14 protein-coding genes are annotated in these 15,289 nt (G+C 62.0%); 11 read left to right on the top strand and 3 right to left on the bottom strand.

The window, feature by feature from the left end:
• Positions 1 to 31: 31 nt before the first annotated feature.
• Both BLU26_RS09785 and BLU26_RS09780 read left to right on the top strand, forming a co-directional pair.
• A complete protein-coding gene (locus tag BLU26_RS09785; protein WP_092286155.1) occupies positions 32 to 1,075 on the top strand; it encodes an AraC family transcriptional regulator in 1,044 nt (347 codons plus the stop codon).
• 93 nt (positions 1,076 to 1,168) lie between these two features.
• Complete coding sequence (locus BLU26_RS09780; protein WP_092286153.1) at positions 1,169 to 1,507, top strand: YegP family protein; 339 nt, start codon at positions 1,169 to 1,171, stop codon at positions 1,505 to 1,507.
• Positions 1,508 to 1,513: 6 nt separating this feature from the next.
• Here the strand turns inward: BLU26_RS09780 and BLU26_RS09775 are convergent, their stop codons facing one another.
• From BLU26_RS09775 to BLU26_RS09765, 3 genes are read right to left on the bottom strand one after another with little or no spacing between them, the layout of a single operon-like run.
• Positions 1,514 to 2,440, bottom strand: a complete 927-nt coding sequence (locus tag BLU26_RS09775) for an alpha/beta hydrolase (RefSeq protein WP_092286151.1) — start codon at positions 2,438 to 2,440, stop codon at positions 1,514 to 1,516.
• Entirely contained in the window at positions 2,437 to 2,769 is a 333-nt protein-coding gene (locus BLU26_RS09770; protein WP_092286149.1) for a DUF2218 domain-containing protein, read from the bottom strand. The genes BLU26_RS09775 and BLU26_RS09770 overlap by 4 nt, the downstream gene beginning before the upstream one ends.
• 25 nt (positions 2,770 to 2,794) lie before the next feature.
• Complete coding sequence (locus BLU26_RS09765; protein ID WP_092286147.1) at positions 2,795 to 5,011, bottom strand: TonB-dependent siderophore receptor; 2,217 nt, start codon at positions 5,009 to 5,011, stop codon at positions 2,795 to 2,797.
• Between the two features lie 163 nt (positions 5,012 to 5,174).
• Between BLU26_RS09765 and BLU26_RS09760 the strand changes: the two genes are divergently transcribed.
• The 9 genes from BLU26_RS09760 (at position 5,175) to BLU26_RS09720 (ending at position 15,289) form a co-directional block, all read left to right on the top strand.
• Positions 5,175 to 6,143, top strand: a complete 969-nt coding sequence (locus tag BLU26_RS09760; RefSeq protein WP_092286145.1) for a helix-turn-helix transcriptional regulator — start codon at positions 5,175 to 5,177, stop codon at positions 6,141 to 6,143.
• Between the two features lie 146 nt (positions 6,144 to 6,289).
• On the top strand, positions 6,290 to 7,762 hold the full coding sequence (amn, locus tag BLU26_RS09755; RefSeq protein WP_092286143.1) for an AMP nucleosidase: 1,473 nt from the start codon (positions 6,290 to 6,292) through the stop codon (positions 7,760 to 7,762).
• A 218-nt stretch (positions 7,763 to 7,980) separates the two neighbouring features.
• Positions 7,981 to 8,985 (top strand): HAD family hydrolase, encoded by a 1,005-nt coding sequence (locus BLU26_RS09750; protein WP_092286141.1) that lies wholly within the window; start codon positions 7,981 to 7,983, stop codon positions 8,983 to 8,985.
• A gap of 313 nt (positions 8,986 to 9,298) precedes the next feature.
• Positions 9,299 to 9,751 carry a (2Fe-2S)-binding protein gene (locus tag BLU26_RS09745; RefSeq protein WP_092286139.1) on the top strand — a complete coding sequence of 151 codons (453 nt, stop codon included), beginning with the start codon at positions 9,299 to 9,301 and terminating at the stop codon, positions 9,749 to 9,751.
• A 12-nt stretch (positions 9,752 to 9,763) separates the two neighbouring features.
• The gene (locus BLU26_RS09740; protein ID WP_092286137.1) at positions 9,764 to 11,947 is read left to right on the top strand and encodes a xanthine dehydrogenase family protein molybdopterin-binding subunit; all 2,184 of its coding nucleotides are present in this window, start codon (positions 9,764 to 9,766) and stop codon (positions 11,945 to 11,947) included.
• A gap of 11 nt (positions 11,948 to 11,958) precedes the next feature.
• The gene (locus BLU26_RS09735; protein ID WP_092286135.1) at positions 11,959 to 13,179 is read left to right on the top strand and encodes a cytochrome c; all 1,221 of its coding nucleotides are present in this window, start codon (positions 11,959 to 11,961) and stop codon (positions 13,177 to 13,179) included.
• Positions 13,180 to 13,219: 40 nt separating this feature from the next.
• Positions 13,220 to 14,398, top strand: a complete 1,179-nt coding sequence (locus BLU26_RS09730; protein ID WP_092286133.1) for an XdhC family protein — start codon at positions 13,220 to 13,222, stop codon at positions 14,396 to 14,398.
• The gene (locus tag BLU26_RS09725; RefSeq protein ID WP_092286131.1) at positions 14,399 to 14,692 is read left to right on the top strand and encodes a putative quinol monooxygenase; all 294 of its coding nucleotides are present in this window, start codon (positions 14,399 to 14,401) and stop codon (positions 14,690 to 14,692) included.
• Positions 14,693 to 15,289 (top strand): nucleotidyltransferase family protein, encoded by a 597-nt coding sequence (locus tag BLU26_RS09720; RefSeq protein ID WP_231701922.1) that lies wholly within the window; start codon positions 14,693 to 14,695, stop codon positions 15,287 to 15,289. It begins immediately after the preceding gene.

Genomic DNA, 15,289 nt, shown 5'->3' with positions numbered 1-15,289 from the left:
AATTTCTGCCAAAGTTTTCGGGAGGAGGGCGATGAACTGGCGCGAGCGCCGTGACAGCACCAACGTGCACTACCTGCTGGTGACCTCCGATCAGCTGGGGATCGCTCACGAGACTTGCCTGCAGGCCAGCGGTATCAGCCCGGCAGGGTTGCAGGCGGGCGATAGCATAGAGCTGTGGCAAGAACTGGCGGTGGTTCGCAATCTGGTGACCGCTTGCCCGAAGCCGGGGCTGGGGCTGCTGTTGGGCGAGCACTATCACCTCACCAGCCTCGGCTTGCTGGGTTACACCATGCTGGCCAGCCGTTCGTTGGCCGACGCGCTGGAGGTCAGCAGTCGTTTTCGTGCGCTGTCGTTATCGATCTGTCCGGTCAGCCTGCAGCCAGACCCCGAGGGCGTGTACCTCACGCTGGATCAGAGTGTGCTGCCAGCGGATGCGCGAGCTACCGTCATCGAGCGTGGCCTGGGCGCCTGGTTACGGGTGTTCAGCGAGCTGCTGCAGCGCCCTTTTGTGCCGTTGAAAGTCGAGTTGAACCTGAGCCAGCCGGCTAGTCTGGCACGCTATCGCGAGTACTTCGGGTGCAGCGTTGATCTGCAGGCCGGACGCAACGCCATGTTGATCGCTGAAGCCGATCTGCACGCGCCGCTGCCGCTGGCCAACAGCATGACCCAAGCCGCCTGCGCCAGCTTGTGCCAGCAGTTGTGTGCCAGCGCCGAGGAGGTCCATACGCCGCTGGCGCGCCAGGTCATGCAGGCGTTGCTGAGTCATACCGGCGGTAGTCTGGGCGCGGTCGAGGTCGCCGGATTGCTGGGGCTGTCCGAGCGCAGCCTGCACCGGCGCCTGGCGTTGGAAGGGCATGCTTTTCGGCTGCTCGACGCCCGCGTGCGCTGCAATCTGGCCGAGCAGCTGCTGCGTGATACCGATCTGCGGCTTGATGCCATTGCCCAGCAATTGGGCTACACCGAAGCGGCCAGTTTCTCGCGGGCCTTCAAGCGCTGGAGCGGCACGTCGCCCGCGCATTGGCGAAGGCAGCAGCGTTTTTCGCTCGCGACTGGCGGTGCGAGCCTACTGACTTAGCCGCAACAGGGCTTTTTTCGGGACGAGCTGCTTTGCCTGACTATACTGCCCAGAGGTGCCTTTGACGGGCAGTTGTCAAAAAGGAGTGCTGTTATGGCTGGATGGTACGAGTTGAGCAGAAGTACGGACGGGCAGTTCCGCTTTGTTCTCAAGGCGGGCAATGCAGAAACCATTCTCACCAGCGAGTTATACAAGACCCGCGCCAGCGCCGACAACGGCATTGCCTCGGTGCAGAAAAACTGCAGTGACGATGCACGTTTTGAACGCAAGGAAGCCAAGAACGGCAAGCACTATTTCAACCTCAAGGCGGCCAATCACCAGATCATCGGCACCAGCCAGATGTACGCGGCGGCGCGCAACTGTGAAACTGGCATCGAGTCGGTCAAGAACAATGGCGTGAGCACCGTGATCAAGGACAAGACCGCCGACTGAACCGGCTCAGCGCGCGGTCGTGCCGCGTGCGGTAGCCAGCACCTCAAGACTGGTCAAGACGGCGCTGTCGCCATGATCGGCACCCGGCAGTAGCCTGGTCTGCACGCTCAGGCCGGCCTGCTGCAGCGGCTGCAGCCTGGCGTCCAGTGCGGAGACGTTGCTGATCATCTGGCGCTGGCGTACCAGTTGCTGGCGCTGGTCATCCGCTTGCGCCGGTCCGCTGGGCTGCTCGCGATCACCCACGGTCAGCAATAACGTGCGCGGTCCGCCCTGCGTCTTTAGTCGCTGCTCAAACCCTGTGAGTGCATCCAGTACGCTGCGCTGTTGCCACCAGATCGACGGGCTGGCGGCCACGTAATGCTGGAAGCTCTGTGGCGCGTTGAACAGCGTATACAGCGTGAAAAGCCCACCATAGGAATGGCCGAATAAAGTCTGCTGCGCGGTATCCACGGGGTATCGGGCGTTGATGAGCGGTTTCAGTTCCTCCTCGATAAAACGCAGAAACAGGCTCGCGTTGCTTTGGCGGGTAGGCGGGTTGGCGGTGCCTGGGCGGTTGGGCGGCGTGTAGTCATCGGCGCGCGCAGGCAGGTCGTAGAGTTCATCAACCGGGTAGCCGATGCCAACAATCAGCACCGGCGTGTCGCCGCTGCGCGCGGCGCGCAGATCCTCGCCGCGTGCCTGCATGGCCAGCGGTGCAAAAAGGGCATTGCCATCGAGCAGATACACCACCGGAAAGCCCTCAGCCGGGGCCGGCACCTGTGGCGCCGAAACAAAGATGCGGTAGCTGCGGCCAGTGATCTCCGAGTGGACGTCGCGTTGCAGGCTGTAGGCCAGCTGTGCCGATTGCCAGCCGGCGTGATCATTGTTGCCGGCCAGTGCGCTGCTCAGACCCAGCAAGGGCAGCAGGCCGAGCCAGCGCGCCAGTGGCTTCATGCGGATGGCTCCTCAGTTGGCTCAGCTGCCGATAGGGGAGGCAGCGCCTGCGCGTCCCACTCAATGCGCAGTGCTTCGCGGCGGGCAAAGCGTTGCAGATGGTCATCGAGCACAAAGCGCAGTTGTATGGCGGCCTTGAGGTCGGCTGCCGTGCAGTCGAATTGTAATTGCTGGTGGGTGGCGAGCATGGTGCAGTGGCCGAACGGAAAGTCGGCCTGCGCCTGCTGCTGATCAACCTTGACCGCGACCTTGTGCGCAAAGTGCTTGCACAGCTTGTTCATGTAAAGTGCGGCCGACGCAGTGTCGGCCTGTCCCTGAAAACGCATCATGCTGGTTTCCTGTCGCGTGGCCGCCTCAGAACGAGGTGCTGACACTGGTGTAGAAAGTGCGGCCCGGCTCATTATAGGTGTAGGCACCGGCCACATTGGCGTTGCCTTCACGGTACAGGCGCTTGTCAAACAGGTTGCTCACGCCAGCCGTTACACTCAGATGCTGATTGAAGGCGTACTGGCTGCTCAATCCGGCCAGCGCGTAAGGGGAAACAGAACGGCGCGCGTCACCGCTCAGGTCGTTGCCCTGGTAATCGAGTTTGCCCGGCTCCTGCTTGCCATACCAGGTGACGGTGGCCTGGGCTGACCAGGGCTGGTTGATCTGCCAGTCGAGCGTGGAGTTCAGTGTGTACTCAGGGATGATCGACAGCGGTTCGCCGGTTTCGCGGTTCTCCGAGCGCAGCATGTAGGTGAAGTTGGTATTCCAGTCGAGCATGCTGGCGAGCGGCACGTTGAGGGTTCCTTCGAAGCCTTCGACGATGGCCTCGGGTACGTTCTCCCACTGGAAAATGTCCGCATCGGCATAGGCCGGATTACTGCCACCGCTGGCGCTGCCGATGGCGCTCTGGCCGGATTCGATTTTGTTCTTGTAGTCGTTGCGGAACCAGGTAATACCGGCGACCCATTCGTCGCGGCGAAACTCGATGCCGATTTCCTTGTTGATGCTGGTCTCAGCGTCCAGATTCTCGTTGCCCATCAAATAGCAGGCGCCGCTGCCGCCCCAGCAGCCATTGCCGCGGCTGTACAGCAGGTAGTTGGGGTTGGTCTGGTACAGATTGGGCGCCTTGTAGGCGCGCGCGATACCGGCCTTCAGGGTGAACTCGTCACCCAATGTCTGTGACAGGTTGAGCGAGGGGCTCCAGTTACTGCCGGTCAGACTGTGATGGTCGAAGCGCAGGCCGGGTGTAAGGATGGTGCCGGGGCGCAGTTGCATGTTGCTCTCAACGAACACGGAGGCAATGCGCGCGGAGCTTTCGGTGTCGCGCGCGCCATTGGTCAGGCCGGGCACATCGCCCGCCTCCGTGGTGGTCTGGTTGTTGGAGAAGGGGTCATCCATGCGTTGCTCGACCCACTCGGCGCCGACCGTAGCGACCTGATCCACCAGGCCGGATAGCGGCAGGCTGAGTTCACTGTGTGCGGTGGTAGTATCCAGCTCGATGGTGCCAAAGTTGCCATTCAGGATGCTACCCTCAGGGCCGCCAGCCAAGCCTTCCTGCAGACGGCGGTTGCGGGTCTTTTCATACTGCAGATAGTTGATGGTGCTGCCAAAGCTCCAATCGCCGCGATGGGTAACGGCGTAGTTCTCGCGGTACATGATGTTGGTTTCGCGGCCCAGCCAGGGCGTACGCAGCGCGTTGAGGCCGGCAGAGTCGACGTTGTTCATGCTGTCGCCGGCGTAAATGTTGCCCTGGCGACTATAGCCCGCTTCCAGATCAAGCGTCTGCTCATCGGTGAGATACCAACTGAGCAGGCCGTTGATATCCTTGTTGCGCACCCCTTCGCGCCCGGCGGTGGCGTAACCGGGTATGGTGTGGCCTTCGTTGATGTCGGCGTCATCCATGTCGGTCTTGCTGAGGTTCCCGTACACGCGGTAGGCCAGTTTGTCGGTCAAGGGGCCGTTGAGGCCAAAGTTGAGCCGCTTGCTGGCACCTTCTTCCTCGTGCGCGGGGAAGTTCATGTACACCGTCATGTCGCCGTGGTGTTCAACGCCGGGCCCCTTGGTGATGATGTTGAGCACGCCGCCAGCGGCGCCGTTGCCGTACCGTGCGGCGGCCGGGCCGCGCAGCACTTCAATACGCTCAATCTGCTCTGCCGGAACCCAGTTGGAGTCGCCGCGCGTATCGCGGTCACCGCGCCAGCCGTAACGCACGGCATTGCGGGAGGACACCGGCTTGCCGTCAATCAGGATCAGGGTGTTTTCCGGGCCCATGCCGCGAATGTCGATTTGCCGGTTGTTGCCACGGGCGCCGGAGCCACTGTTGCCGGTCAGGTTGACGCCCGGCTGCTTGCGAATGAGCTCGGAAATATCGTTCGCGGGCGGGTTCTTGCTGATGTCTTCGGCGGAAATGATGGAAACGCCTGGCGCCTGCTTCAGTTCTTCCTGTGCGGTACCCAGCACCTCGATGCTATCGAGCTCGATCACGTCTTCTGCTGCCGACGCCTGATGGCTGCCCAGCGCGAGCAGTATGGCGAGGGAAAGACGGCTAGGGCGCAGGAGCCTGCGGTTGGCTGAAGGTTGCATGGGGGTTCCTCTGTGAGCGTTCAACATGATAGTGGTAATGCGAACTATTTGCATGTGCGAATTTCGGCGAGTAGTCTGTCACAGAGTTTCAATAATTCGCTTTGCGCCAGCGTCAATCTTGTTTGCACGGTGGGCAAAAGTGGCTGCAAAGCAGGAGCAGGGCATGGGTGCGAAGCAAGAGCTGGTCAGGTCGGGTGATTTGTCGCGCCGCATCGGTGCACCGGTGCGGGTAAGCGAAAGCGGCGCTGCGCACGACTCCCTGTTCAAGGGCCGGCTGAGTTGGCAGCGGCTGCGCTCGGGGCTATCGCTACACTGCTCCGACTGTATTGAGCTGCACGACTTTTCCACCCAGGTGGAAGTCGCTCCGCGGCTCAGTTTTGTGCTCTTCATGGCCGGCCATAGCGCTGTGTGCTACGACGATCGCTCACTGAGCATCGCGGCCAGTCCCAAGCGTCCCGAGGGTATTGCCGTCGCATTGACCGAGCCGGCAACTTTCACCCGCCAGGCCCAGCGTGGCACGCATATCCGCAAGCTGTCGGTTTGCCTGACACCGGAGTGGTTTGAAAGTGGCGGCTTTGATTCGCATGACAGCTTGCGCGCACTGGTCGACCCGCAGAGTCAGCACCTGGCGATGCGCCGTTGGGTACCTACGGCGCGGTTGCTCGCGCTGGTCGAGTTGACGCTTAACCAGGCGACGGAAAACAGCCTGCTGCAACATCTGCAACAGGAGTCTCGGGCGTTGGAGCTGGCCCACGGGGTGATCGCGCAACTCACCGGCCAGGCCGCCAGCCCGCCCAAAACGCAGCGTCCACACGAACAGAAGCTGGTTCAGCGTGCGCTGGAGTTATTGCACAGTGGCGAGGCTGATGGCTGGTCGCTGGAGCAGATCGCGGCGGCGGCGGGCGCTAGTGCCAGCACCCTGCAACGCCAGTTTCAGGCGGCTCGTGGGGTATCGGTGTTTGCTTATCAGCGACAGCACAAACTGCAACTGGCACGTACTGCGCTGCTGGGTGGCGGTGTCAGTATCGTTGAGGCGGCCTGGCTCGCGGGCTACTCGAGTGCCGCCAATTTTGCCACTGCCTTTCGCCGTCAGTTCGGGGTCAGTCCGCAGGCAGTACAGAAATACTTTTGAGCTCGTCGAGGCGGCGGTTTTTTAGTGCTATGCAAGCGGCAGAGGTGTTTTCTCGGCAGGCTGCCAAAGGCGTCGCAGCTTTGTAGCTTGGCGTGGGTGGCAGGCGGCAGGCAAGATAGGGGCATGTGAACAGCCGGAGGTACGCCATGAACCCATGCCCTGACGACTTTGTTGTCGTGACCAGCCCCGAAGACGCGGTAGACCGGCTCGCCGCGTTGCATCAGCAAGCGACCAGTGCCTTGCGTCATGCGCTCAAGGAATACCTGCAAACACGTCAGCATCCGGAGGCCAGTCGCTGTGCCTATCGCTATCCCGAACTAAGGCTGACGTATCACTGTCAAGGTGAAGTACCCAGCACTGTGCGTGCCTACGCCAAGGTTCAGGTGCCCGGCACCTACAGCGTTACCGTCACCCAGCCAGCGGCCTTTCGGCGCTATCTGCTGGATCAGTTGCGGCCCTTGATGAGCGACTTCACGGTGACGGTCGAGGTGGGCTCAAGCCAGGCGAATATTCCCTATCCCTACGTGGTTGAGCAGGGTGACGAGCTGGGCGCCTCAGGGGTAACCGCCGCTGAACTGGCGCGGGTGTTCCCGAGCACCGATTTGTCTGCCGCCAACGATGGCACGGCCGACGGTCTGTACGACTGGGAGAATATCGACCCGTTGCCGCTGGCGCTGTTCGACGCCGCGCGTACCGACTTCTCGCTGCGCCGCCTGGTGCACTACACCGGCAGCGATTGGCGCCACGTGCAGCCGTGGATTCTGCTGACCAATTACCACCGCTACGTGGATCAATTTATCCGCCACGGGCTGGATATGCTGCTCGGCGACACGCGCTTCCAGCGCATGGTGTTGCCGGGCAACGTGGTGATCGAGCGCGGCATGGCCGAGGGCGAGATGCAGGCGATCATCGAAACGGTGGTGTGGCACCGCTATCAGATGCCGGCCTATCACCTGCAGGCGGAAAATCCGGCGGAGGGTATTACCCTGGTGAATATCGGCGTGGGCCCATCCAACGCCAAGAACATCACTGATCATCTCGCTGTGCTACGTCCGCACTGCTGGCTGATGATCGGCCACTGCGGCGGGCTGCGGCAGTCGCAGACCATTGGCGACTATGTGCTGGCGCACGCCTACATGCGCCGTGACGGGATTCTCGACCGGGTACTGCCGCCGAATATCCCGCTGCCAGCTCTGGCTGAGGTGCAGCTGGCGCTGCAGCAGGCCGCCGCCGAGGTGACCGGTGAGCAGGGTGATGACCTCAAACGACGGCTGCGCACCGGTACGGTACTGACCTACGACGACCGCAACTGGGAGCTGCGCTGGGCGCAGGAGAGGCCGCTGATTAACATGGCACGCGCCATTGCCGTGGACATGGAGAGCGGCACCATAGCGGCTCAGGGCTATCGCTTGCGGGTACCCTACGGCACCCTGTTGTGCGTATCCGATAAGCCGCTGCACAGTGAAATCAAGCTGCCGGGGGCCGCCGGGGCCTTTTATGAGCGCGCCGTCACCCAGCATTTGCACATCGGCATCCACGCGCTGGAATTGCTGCGTAGCCAGCTCGATTCGCTGCATTCGCGCAAGCTGCGCAGCTTTGATGAGCCGCCGTTCCGCTAACGGTCGACTGTTATGCCGCCGCCGCTATTGCGCGGCAGCGATCCTCTACTAAGCTGAAGCGTGCGGGGCAGAGCGCTGTTCCCGCATGTGACCGGGTTGAATGTCAGCACTGCTGGCGTGATATCACTGCCAGTGCAGTTGCCAAGTAGCCGGTTCTGCGCGGTCGAGCAGGTGTGCCCCGGACGCTTTCTACAACACATGGAACGAGGTAGATCTACATGCGATTCAAACAGCTGGGCTTTATTGCCGCCCTGTCTCTGAGTGCTTTGGCCGGGCCAGGCATGGCGCAGACTGCAGACCCATTGCCATCCTGGAATGACGGCGCGAATAAAACCGCCATCATCAGCTTTGTAGAGAAAGTCACCAAGGAGGGAGGCAGTGGCTATGTCGCACCGCCAGAGCGCATCGCTACTTTCGACAATGACGGCACCCTGTGGGCAGAGCAGCCGCTCTACTTCCAATTGATCTTTGCCCTTGATCAGATACGCGAGCAAGCCCCGAACCACCCGGAGTGGAAAACCGAGGAGCCCTACAAAAGTGTGTTGGCCGGTGACACCAAAGCAATCATGGCCTCGGGCAAGGAGGGTTTGATGAAGATCATGGCCGCCTCGCACGCCGGCATGACGGCCGACGAGTTTGCCGCGTCTGTACGCAAATGGTTAAGCAGCAGCAAGCATCCCACCGTAGAGCGCCCCTACAATGAAGTGGTGTATCAGCCGATGCTGGAGCTGCTCGATTACCTGCGCGCCAACGATTTCAAGACCTTTATCGTTTCCGGTGGCGGGATCGATTTCATGCGGGTATTTGCCGAAGAAACCTACGGTATTCCACCCGAGCAGGTGGTAGGGTCCACCCTGGATGCCAAGTTCGAGATGCGTGACGGCGTACCGACAATCGTCAAGACGGGTGATCTGATGCTGAACGATGACAAGGCCGGCAAGCCGGTCGGCATCTACCGTCACATCGGCCGTCGCCCGATCTTCGCGGGCGGTAATTCGGATGGCGATCTGCAGATGCTGCAGTACACCACCATTGCCCACGATGCCGAGGACACCACGCCACGTTTTGGCCTGATCGTGCATCACACCGATGCTGAACGTGAGTGGGCGTACGACAAGGACTCGCATATCGGCAAGCTGGATCAAGCGTTGGTAGAAGCCAAGGAGCGCAACTGGACCGTGGTAGATATGAAGGCGGACTGGAATGCGGTTTATCCGCAGTAACCGTTGAAGACTGGAGCAGGCAATCTGCTCCAGTCGTTAGCGCCTATTGCGCTTCATCTTTTTCGCTGTGGCTGCACTGGCTTGTGTTGAAACAATCTTCGCTCCGCTCCCTTGGGGTATTGTTCTACCGCCCCACACGCCAATAGCGCTACCCTTATCTTCTATCCTTCGCCTTTATTCGAATAATGGCTGCTGACTGTCTCGACAGTGAGGTGATTGTGATTGCCTCGTGTTGGCTCGCCTGCGTCTCGCGGTGAAACCAACTGCTAGAGTGTATAAAAAATAACGAAATCCGTGCCGCGATGAGGTCGCTATGAACCTGCTGTCTGTTAATGGTGAACAACACCAACTCGATGTTCCGGACGATATGCCCCTGCTCTGGGTGTTGCGTGATGTGCTGGAGCTGACCGGAACCAAATATGGTTGTGGCATCGCGCAATGCGGTGCCTGCACGGTGCACCTTGATGGCCAGGCGGTGCGCTCTTGCGTGTTGCCGGTCAGCGCGGCTGCCGGCAAGACGGTGACCACCATCGAGGCGATTGCCGAGAACGCCGTGGGCGCCAAGGTGCAGCAGGCCTGGCTTGAGCACGAGGTGGTGCAGTGCGGTTATTGCCAGTCGGGGCAGATCATGTCGGCTACGGCGCTGCTGCAACACAAATCCTCCCCCAGTGACGCCGAAATTGATGCCGGCATGGCGGGCAACATCTGCCGCTGCGGTACTTACACGCGCATTCGTGCAGCGATCAAAGACATCGGCCAGGCCTGAGGAGCGTTGCTAATGGACAAGTCGAAAGGTGCGCTCTCGCGGCGCGGTTTTCTTAAGGGGTCCAGCCTCGCCATGGGCGGGCTGGTACTCAGCACCTGGTTGCCGGGTTTCGCACCGCGTGGCGTGGCCGCGGAGGCCACGGCTGCTGGCCGTTTGGGCGACAAGTCGCCGCGGGCGTACGGAGCCTACGTGCGGGTCGGTCATGACGGTTTGGTAACGGTGATTTCGCCAAAAATCGAGATGGGCCAGGGCGCGCATACCGGCATTGCGATGATGGTGGCCGAGGAGCTGGAAGTGCCGCTGTCTGCTGTGACCATTGAGGATGCACCGCCAGACAGCGAGTTGTATGCCGACTCATTAATGCAGTTTCAAGCCACCGGCGGCTCGACTTCGACGCGGCATAGCTGGCAGCCGCTACGCGAAGCGGGCGCCACCGCAAGGCTGCTGCTGATTCAGGCCGCTGCGGCGCGTTGGGGGGTGGATGCCGCGCAATGCCATGCGAAGAATGGTGAGGTGTTTGGCCCGGCTGAGCAGAAGCTGGGTTACGGCGAACTGGTTGACGCCGCCAGCGAATTGCCGCTGCCAACTGACATAGCGCTGAAAACGCCGGAGCAGTTCACCCTGCTTGGCACACCAGCACAGCGTATTGATACGCCGAACAAGGTTAATGGCAAGGCGCAGTTCACTATCGACCTTAGCGTGCCGGACATGCTGATTGCCTCCACCCTGACCTGCCCGGTCTTCGGTGGCACGCTGCGCAGCGTGGATGCCTCGGCGGTCAATAAAGTGCCGGGCGTGCGGGACGTGATCAAGCTCGACAACGCCGTGGCAGTAACAGCCAGTAATTACTGGGCTTGCCAGCAGGGTCTCAAGGCGCTGAAGGTCGAGTGGGATCTGGGCGAGAACGCCAGCATCAACTCGGCGCAATTGGATGACGCACTGCAACAGGCCAGCTCGCGCGATGGTGTAGTGGCGCACAACGCGGGCGATATCGGCAAGGCGCTGGAAGAGGCTGCCAGTCGCTTTGAAGCGGTTTATGAGCAGGCTTTTCTGTCGCATTCGCCGTTGGAGCCGATGACCTGCGTGGCGCATGTGCGCCCGGATGCCTGCGAGCTGTGGGTCGGCACCCAGGTGCCGGTCTTTGCCCAGCAAACTGCCGCGAAAATCAGCGGCCTGCCGGCGGACAAGATCATTATTCACAATCAGCTGATTGGCGGTGCCTTTGGCCGTCGGCTGGACTACGACTTCATTACTCAGGCGGTCGATGTGGCGCGGCATGTGAGTTACCCGATCAAGCTGATCTGGAGCCGTGAAGAAGACATGACCCACGATATGTACCGCCCGCAATATGCCGATCGCCTGACCGCAGCGCTGGATGCCGACGGCAAGCCGACCGGCTGGCAGCACCGCATCGCTGGCGCTTCGGTACTGGGCCGTTACATGGGTAGCCTGCCGGAGAACGGCGTTGATGGCGACGCCGTTGAGGTGGCTATCGACCCGATCTATGCCTTGCCGAATCTGCTGGTGAACTACGTGCGCGAGGAGCCCAAGGTGGTTCCGGTTTCCTGGTGGCGTGGGGTAGGGCCGCTGCGCAGCACCTATGCGCTGGAGTGCTTTATTGACGAGCTGGCGCTGAATGCTGGCGCCGACCCGGTGGACTATCGGCTTGGCCTGATGGCAGAGCATCCGCGCGCGCAAGCGGTACTGCGGCTGGCGGCAGAGAAGGCCGGCTGGGGCAACAGCTTACCGGATGGGCAGGGCCGTGGCGTCGCGGTCAGTGCGGTATTCGGCAGCTATGTCGCGACCGTGGTGGAAATGGAAATGCGTGGCGACAAGGCAATCCGCATCAAGCGGCTGGTCTGTGCCATCGACTGCGGCCTGGTGACCAACCCAACGTCGGTGCAGGCGCAGATGGAAGGCGGCACGCTGTTTGGTCTCTCGGCCTCGCTGTTCAACGAGATTCTGATTGAGCAGGGCGTGGTGCAGCAGACCAACTTCCACAACTACCGTCAGCTGCGCATCACCGATGCGCCCGGTGTTGAGGTGCACATAGTGCCCAGTCTGGAGGCGCCGGGCGGTGTCGGTGAGACGGGTACGGCCTTGATTGGCCCTGCTTTGGTCAATGCGCTGCATGCTGCATCCGGGACGCGTTTGCGTCGTCTGCCACTGAGCCGTGCCGGCTACTACCCGGCTTAAGGAGACTGGCCATGCGTTTCAATCGTTTAGTCATGCTGTGCCTGGGGTTATCCGGGCTGTCGAGCACGGTCCTGGCGGCAGACGCCGAGCTGATCGAGCGCGGCAAGTACCTAGCAACTGCAGCCGATTGCGTTGCCTGCCACACCACGCCGGGCGGTAAGCCGTTCGCCGGGGGCGTGGAATTCAAGCTGCCGTTTGGCTCGCTGTATTCGCCCAACATCACTCCGGATGACGAGACCGGCATCGGCAGTTGGAGCGATGAAGATTTTGTCAGTGCGCTGCATTCAGGCGTTGGCAAGGATGGCAAGCATTACTATCCGGCCTTCCCCTACACCTCCTACACGCTGATGCCGGAGGACGAGGTGCTGGCGATCAAGGCCTATCTGGCCAGCCTGGAGCCGGTCAGTAATACACCGCCGGAAAACACCCTGGGCTTTCCGTTCAATCAACGCTGGGGCATGTTCTTCTGGAATTTCCTGTTCCTGGATGAAGGGCGCTATGCGGCCGATCCGCAGCAGAGCGAAGAGTGGAACCGTGGTGCTTATCTGGTGCAGGGCCCCGGCCACTGCGCTGAATGCCATACACCGCGCAATATGTTCCAGGCACTCGACAGCAGCCAGCCACTGGCGGGCACTCTGGTGCAGGGCTGGCAGGCTTACAACATCAGCGCTGACGAGGCGCATGGCATTGGTGCCTGGAGCGAGGCCGAGCTGGTCAGCTATATGAGTCAAGGACATGCAGCGGGCAAGGGGGTCGCGGCGGGGCCGATGGCTGAGGTGGTAGAGAAGAGCCTGCAGCATTTGCAGCAGCGCGACCTGAGCGCGATTGCTACCTACCTGCTGAGCACTGAGCCGCAGCCAACCGGCGTGGCGCGCCCCACCAAGCAGCCCGAGGGTATGCCCGCCGAGCGCAATCTGGGCGTCAAGGTTTTTGCCGATGCCTGTGCCAGCTGTCACCGCTGGGATGGCAAGGGCAATCAAAGCCCGGTTGCTACTCTGATGGGGCTGAAAACCGTCAACGATCCGGCAGCCACCAACCTGCTGGGTATTCTGCTGACGGGCCACGGCGGCGAGCAGCTACCCGTGGATCAGCGCATGCCGCGTTTTGCCGACGGTTACAGCGACCCGGAGTTGGCTGCGGTCAGCAGTTTTGTCCTGCAGCATTTTGGCCAAAGCGGCGCGCAGGTGAGTGCCGAGGATGTGGCGGCCAAGCGCGGCAATACCGGGCATTGAGTAGGCGTATGAACGTCGGCAAACCACGGGCGAAGCGGCTATGAGCGGCGTTGAACAACTGCTTGGCGCGCTGGATAACGTAGTGCTGGCCGGTGACGCAGCGGTGCTGGCGACGGTGGTGCGGGTGGAGGGTTCAGCCTACCGCCGCCCCGGTGCGCGCATGCTGATCACGGCGCTCGGCCAGACGCAGGGTACGCTCAGCGGCGGCTGTCTGGAGAGCGAGGTAGCTCGCACCGCATTCTGGCTGACCGAGCAAGGCCCGGCGCTACGCAGTTACAGCACCAGCGATGAAACCGAAGACGGCGAAGTCGCCGTGAGCTTTGGCCTGGGATGCAACGGCAAGGTGCATATCCTGTTCGAGCGGGTGAACGCCGAGTCAGCCGGCTTGCTGCTGGGCGCCCTACGCACGCAGCAGCGCGATGGACAGGCGCGCGCCGTCGCCACGGTGATTACGGCATCAGCCTGCTTGGGTGAGCGGTTGTTGTGGTCTGCCGAGGGCGCCGTCAGCAGCGGGCAACTGCCCGACTCCTTGCAGGCGGGCTTGAGCGCACCGTTGCAGCAGGCCATCGCGGAGCGTCGCAGCAGCCTGCACTATCTGGAGCAGGACGCTCGGGTGTTGCAGGTGTTGGTCGAGTACCTGCCGCCGGCGCGGCGACTGGTGGTGTTTGGTGGCGGTCACGATGCTCAGCCCCTGGTCCGTATGGCGCGGCTACTGGGCTGGCAGGTGACCGTGATCGACAGCCGCGCACATTTTGCCCGCGCCAGCCGCTTTCCCGAGGCGGATAGCGTGCTGTTGGGCACCCTGGATGACAGCTTCAATCCCGGCCCTCTGTTGCAGGGGGCGGCCGTCGCGGTCATGACCCACAGTCTGCAGCAGGACGCGCACTGGTTGCAGTGCGCGTTGGCTTCCGGTGCGCGGTATATTGGCCAACTGGGCCCGCGCGAGCGCACCGAAAGACTACTCAGCGAGATGCCAGCGCTGCCGGCGTCGGCGCTGGCCCGACTGCATTACCCGGTCGGCCTCGACCTGGGAGGAGACACCCCCGAGTCCGTAGCTATGGCGATTCTTGCCGAAATGACCGCCGTGCTCAACGGTCGTCAAGGCGGTATGTTGAAAGCGCGCACCGCCGCCATCCACGATGCGTCGCCGATTTATCATCATCAGGACGCCGGCAGTAGCGCGTCGTCCGTCCCGTTATCCACAAGCGAGAGACCCTGAATGTCGAATGAAATTACCGTTGTCGCCGTACTCCGCGCCGCAGAAGGCAGTGCAGACCAGGTGAGTGAGATTCTGTCGCGCGCGGTGGCGCCATCGCGTGCAGAGGCGGGCTGCCGCGGGTATGTGCTGCATCGTGATCGCAGTGATGCACAGCGCTTTGTATTTGTCGAACAGTGGGCTGATATGGAGGCCATTGAGCTTCATCGTCAGGCGCCGCATTACCAGGCCATGGGGCAAGCGCTCGCAGGCCTGATTGTTGAGCGCGACGTCATGTTGCTGGACGCGCAGGCCTGAGTGGTAAGCAGGCCGACCGCACCGCTGGTTGCGCTGTTGCTAGCTGCTGGCAGCGCTCGTCGCTTCGGCAGCGATAAACGTGTGGCACGCTTGCCTGACGGCAGAACACTGTTGCGCGCCAGCCTGGAAAACGCCCGCAGTGCCTACGCTGATGTGCGCGTCATACTGCGCCCGCAGGACGATAGCGCAGCTTTGGGATTGCCTGCGGATTGCCGGGTGATCCGCAGCGCGCGTTGCCAAGAGGGCATGGCCCACAGCCTGGCGGCGGGCATCACGGCGTTGCAGGACAGCGACGCCGCGGTGGTTGCGGTGCTGTTGGGCGATATGCCGCTTATCCGCCCGCAAACGCTTATCGCCCTGCAGCAGCAGGCCGCTGCCGAGCGTATCGTGGTGCCGTCGTACGCCGGGCAACGCGGTCATCCGGTATTGTTTGGTCGCGCGTTCTGGCCTGAACTGTTGTCGTTGCAGGGGGATCAGGGCGCGCGCGGGGTGCTGCAGCGACATGCGCAGCGCCTGCTTGAAGTGCCCGTGGCTGACCCCGGTATACTGGTGGATGTAGATAACGCTCAGATGCTTGCCGCGCTGCCGGCCGAGTAA

It is taken from the genome of Halopseudomonas sabulinigri, assembly GCF_900105255.1.
GTDB lineage: Bacteria > Pseudomonadota > Gammaproteobacteria > Pseudomonadales > Pseudomonadaceae > Halopseudomonas > Halopseudomonas sabulinigri.
Note: the sequence above shows the minus strand (reverse complement) of the source record. Positions and strands in the feature narration are given on the sequence as shown.

Coding starts and splice junctions, on each gene's coding strand:
- BLU26_RS09785 (WP_092286155.1), top strand. CDS start 32: ATGAACTGGCGCGAGCGCCGTGACAGCACCAACGTGCACTACCTGCTG.
- BLU26_RS09780 (WP_092286153.1), top strand. CDS start 1,169: ATGGCTGGATGGTACGAGTTGAGCAGAAGTACGGACGGGCAGTTCCGC.
- BLU26_RS09775 (WP_092286151.1), bottom strand. CDS start 2,440: ATGAAGCCACTGGCGCGCTGGCTCGGCCTGCTGCCCTTGCTGGGTCTG.
- BLU26_RS09770 (WP_092286149.1), bottom strand. CDS start 2,769: ATGATGCGTTTTCAGGGACAGGCCGACACTGCGTCGGCCGCACTTTAC.
- BLU26_RS09765 (WP_092286147.1), bottom strand. CDS start 5,011: ATGCAACCTTCAGCCAACCGCAGGCTCCTGCGCCCTAGCCGTCTTTCC.
- BLU26_RS09760 (WP_092286145.1), top strand. CDS start 5,175: ATGGGTGCGAAGCAAGAGCTGGTCAGGTCGGGTGATTTGTCGCGCCGC.
- amn (WP_092286143.1), top strand. CDS start 6,290: ATGAACCCATGCCCTGACGACTTTGTTGTCGTGACCAGCCCCGAAGAC.
- BLU26_RS09750 (WP_092286141.1), top strand. CDS start 7,981: ATGCGATTCAAACAGCTGGGCTTTATTGCCGCCCTGTCTCTGAGTGCT.
- BLU26_RS09745 (WP_092286139.1), top strand. CDS start 9,299: ATGAACCTGCTGTCTGTTAATGGTGAACAACACCAACTCGATGTTCCG.
- BLU26_RS09740 (WP_092286137.1), top strand. CDS start 9,764: ATGGACAAGTCGAAAGGTGCGCTCTCGCGGCGCGGTTTTCTTAAGGGG.
- BLU26_RS09735 (WP_092286135.1), top strand. CDS start 11,959: ATGCGTTTCAATCGTTTAGTCATGCTGTGCCTGGGGTTATCCGGGCTG.
- BLU26_RS09730 (WP_092286133.1), top strand. CDS start 13,220: ATGAGCGGCGTTGAACAACTGCTTGGCGCGCTGGATAACGTAGTGCTG.
- BLU26_RS09725 (WP_092286131.1), top strand. CDS start 14,399: ATGTCGAATGAAATTACCGTTGTCGCCGTACTCCGCGCCGCAGAAGGC.